The sequence below is a fragment of the Phenylobacterium sp. genome (genome assembly GCF_035276905.1).
In the GTDB taxonomy this organism is placed as follows: Bacteria; Pseudomonadota; Alphaproteobacteria; order Caulobacterales; family Caulobacteraceae; genus Phenylobacterium.
In genome coordinates, this window is sequence record NZ_DATELG010000277.1 from 1 (window position 1) to 2893 (window position 2893).

At 73.6% G+C, this 2893-nt stretch carries 3 protein-coding genes; all 3 read left to right on the forward strand.

All coding sequences use genetic code 11. The annotated features are described in order from the left end of the window. Nucleotides 1–450 (forward strand): A24 family peptidase (locus VJS38_RS13020; protein ID WP_324088577.1); only part of this gene is annotated, 450 nt, incomplete at its 5' end. Nucleotides 451–578: 128 nt separating this feature from the next. Then, the gene (locus tag VJS38_RS13025) at nt 579–1961 is read left to right on the forward strand and encodes a leucyl aminopeptidase family protein (RefSeq protein WP_324088578.1); all 1383 of its coding nucleotides are present in this window, start codon (nt 579–581) and stop codon (nt 1959–1961) included. Next, nucleotides 1958–2800, forward strand: a complete 843-nt coding sequence (locus VJS38_RS13030; RefSeq protein ID WP_324088579.1) for an NlpC/P60 family protein — start codon at nt 1958–1960, stop codon at nt 2798–2800. Before VJS38_RS13025 ends, VJS38_RS13030 begins: the two co-directional genes overlap by 4 nt. Nucleotides 2801–2893: the final 93 nt, after the last annotated feature.

The following is a 2893-nucleotide window of genomic DNA, read 5'->3' on the forward strand; positions in this document are numbered from 1 at the left end:
AGCTACCGAATCCCCAACTGGATTTCGCTGGCGCTGATGACGGGCTTCCTGGCGGCGGCGGCGGCTAGCCTCGCGGCGGGGACGCCGGCGTCGGCGCTCGGCCTTAATCTGGCGGTGGGGGCGGCCGGCCTGGTCGCCGGCGTCGTCATGTTCGCCCTGGGCTGGATCGGCGGCGGCGACGCCAAGCTGTTCGCCGCCGCGGCGCTGTGGATCGGCTGGCCGGGCGCGATGACCTTCCTGGCCGTCACGGGCCTGGCCGGCGGGGGCCTGGCGCTGCTGCTGCTCGGCCTGCGCTCGCCCGTGCTGCGGCCGATGGTGCTGGCGGGGCCCGCCTGGTTCACGCGCCTGGCCGAGCCGGGCGAGAACGTGCCCTACGGCGTGGCGATCGCCGTCGGCGCCCTGGCGGCCTTCCCGGTCTCGGTCCTGGTGAAGACCGCCGCCGGCTTCTAGGCGCGCGGGAAGCCGCCTGTTCCTTTTAGGAACAGGCTTTGGCCGGTTGCAGAGCACCGCGCATTGGGACACAGCATCGGACATGAGCGCGTTGCGCGCGGTTGAAACGTCTGGCGCCTGAAGGTCCGATGTCCGAAGTCATCCTCGAGGCGGCCGACGGCGCCGTCATCCCCCTCTACGTCCTGGCCGACCACGAGACCCCGGCCTTCCTCGACGCCCAGCCGCCCTTCGTACAGGCGGCCGCCCGGTTCGCCGAGTTCCGCGGCCGCGCCGGCCAGGTCCTGGCGGTGCCGGACGCCGACGGCGTGCTGGAGCGGGTGCTGGTCGGGCTCGGCGCCGCGCCGGGCGAGGCCATGGCCTTCCGCGCGCTGGCGGGCAAGCTGGCGGCGGGAACCTACGGCATAGCCCAGGCGCCGGCGGAGCTCTCGCGGCAGGACGCGGCGCTGGCCTTTGCGCTCGGCAGCTACCGCTTCGACCGCTACCGCAAGGCGGGCGGCGAGCGTCCGCGGCTGGTCGCCGACGGCGTCGACGTCGCCGAGGTGCGGCAGGTGGCGCACGCCTGCGCGCTCGCCCGCGACATGATCAACACGCCGGCCAACGACCTGGGGCCGCGGCAGATCGAGACCATCGCCCGAGAGATCGCCGAACAATACGCGGCCCAGATCACGGTGATCGAGGGCCAGGGCCTCTTGGAGGCCAACTATCCGGCGGTGCATGCGGTCGGCCGCGCCGCCGCGCCAGACCGCGCGCCGCGGATGATCGAGATCTCCTGGGGCGAGGGCGGGCGGCCTCTCGTGGCGATCGTCGGCAAGGGCGTGGTGTTCGACACCGGCGGCCTCGACATCAAGCCCTCGTCGAGCATGCGGCTGATGAAGAAGGACATGGGCGGCGCCGCCCACGCCCTGGCGCTCGGCCGGATGATCATGGCCGCACGCCTGCCGGTGCGGCTGACGGTGCTGATCCCGGTGGTGGAGAACGCCGTTTCGGGCGAGGCCATGCGGCCCGGCGACGTGATCGACACCCGCAAGGGTCTGACCGTCGAGATCGGCAACACCGACGCCGAGGGCCGGTTGATCCTGGCCGACGCGCTCACCCGCGCGAGCGAGCTGCAGCCGGCGCTGACGATCGACCTGGCGACCCTCACCGGGGCGGCGCGCGCGGCGCTGGGCCCGCAGCTGCCGCCCTACTTCACAGATGACGAGGAGCTGGCCACGGCGATCGCCCGCCACGCCGAGGCGGCCAATGATCCGATGTGGCGCATGCCGCTGTGGAAGGGCTACGCCGAGGCGGTCGACAGCGACATCGCCGACCTGAAGAACGATCCGGACGCCTGGGCCCAGGCCGGGGCGGTGACGGCGGCGCTGTTCCTGCAGCGGTTCGCGCCGCCGACGCCCTGGGCGCACATCGACATCTACGCCTGGAACGCCAAGCCGGGGCCCGGCCGCGCGGCAGGGGGCGAGGCCCAGGCGATCCGCGGCCTCTACGCCATGCTGCGCGAGCGCTTCGCGTGAGCTGGGACGCGCGCGTCACGCCGCTGCGCGACGGGATCGCCGCGCGGGCGCTGGAGGGCGTCCTGCCGGCGGAGATCTACCTCGACGTCAAGCCCATGCGCTGCGCCGGCCCGGCTGCGGCCATCCGCCGCGCGCCCGACGCCGCCTCCGAACAGATGGACCAGCTGCTGTTCGGCGAGGTCTTCGACGTGATCGAGGAGGAGGAGGGCGGCTTCCTCTGGGGCCAGGCGCGCCGCGACGGCTATGTCGGCTTCATCGAGGCCGCGGCGCTGGCGCCGCCAGGCCCCGCGCCCACCCACCGGATCTCGGCGATCCGCACCTACGCCTTCGCCGGACCGAGCATCAAGTCGAGGGCCCTGGGACCCTATTCGCTGAACAGCCTGGTCACGGTCGAAGCGGTCGAGGGCGCCCTGGCCAAGGTGGCCGGCGCCGGCTGGATGGCCGTCCGCCACCTGTCGCCGATCGGCGTCTTCGAGGCCGATCCGGCGGCGGTGACCGAGCGCTACCTGGGCGCGCCCTATCTGTGGGGCGGGCGCGAGAGCCTGGGGCTCGACTGCTCGGGCCTGGTGCAACAGGCGCTGCTGGCCTGCGGCCGGGCCTGTCCGCGCGACGCCGACATGCAGCAGGCGCTGGGCCGGGAGATCGGCCGCGCGGACTTCGGCCGCGGCGACCTGGTGTTCTGGAAGGGCCATGTGGCGATCGGCCTCGACGCCGAGCGCATCCTGCACGCCAACGCCCACCACATGGCCGTGGCGATCGAGCCGCTGGACGGGGCCGTGGAACGGATAAAGGCCGCAGGCTCGGGCGAGCCTACGGCCTTTCGAAGGGTAGTGCGCTGAGGGCTAAGCCTTAGGGCCTGGCCTTTTCGCCGCCCGAGGTGCTCTCGGCTTTCTGGGCCGGGGCGCCCGGGCCCGCGCCGGTCGGGCCGCCGG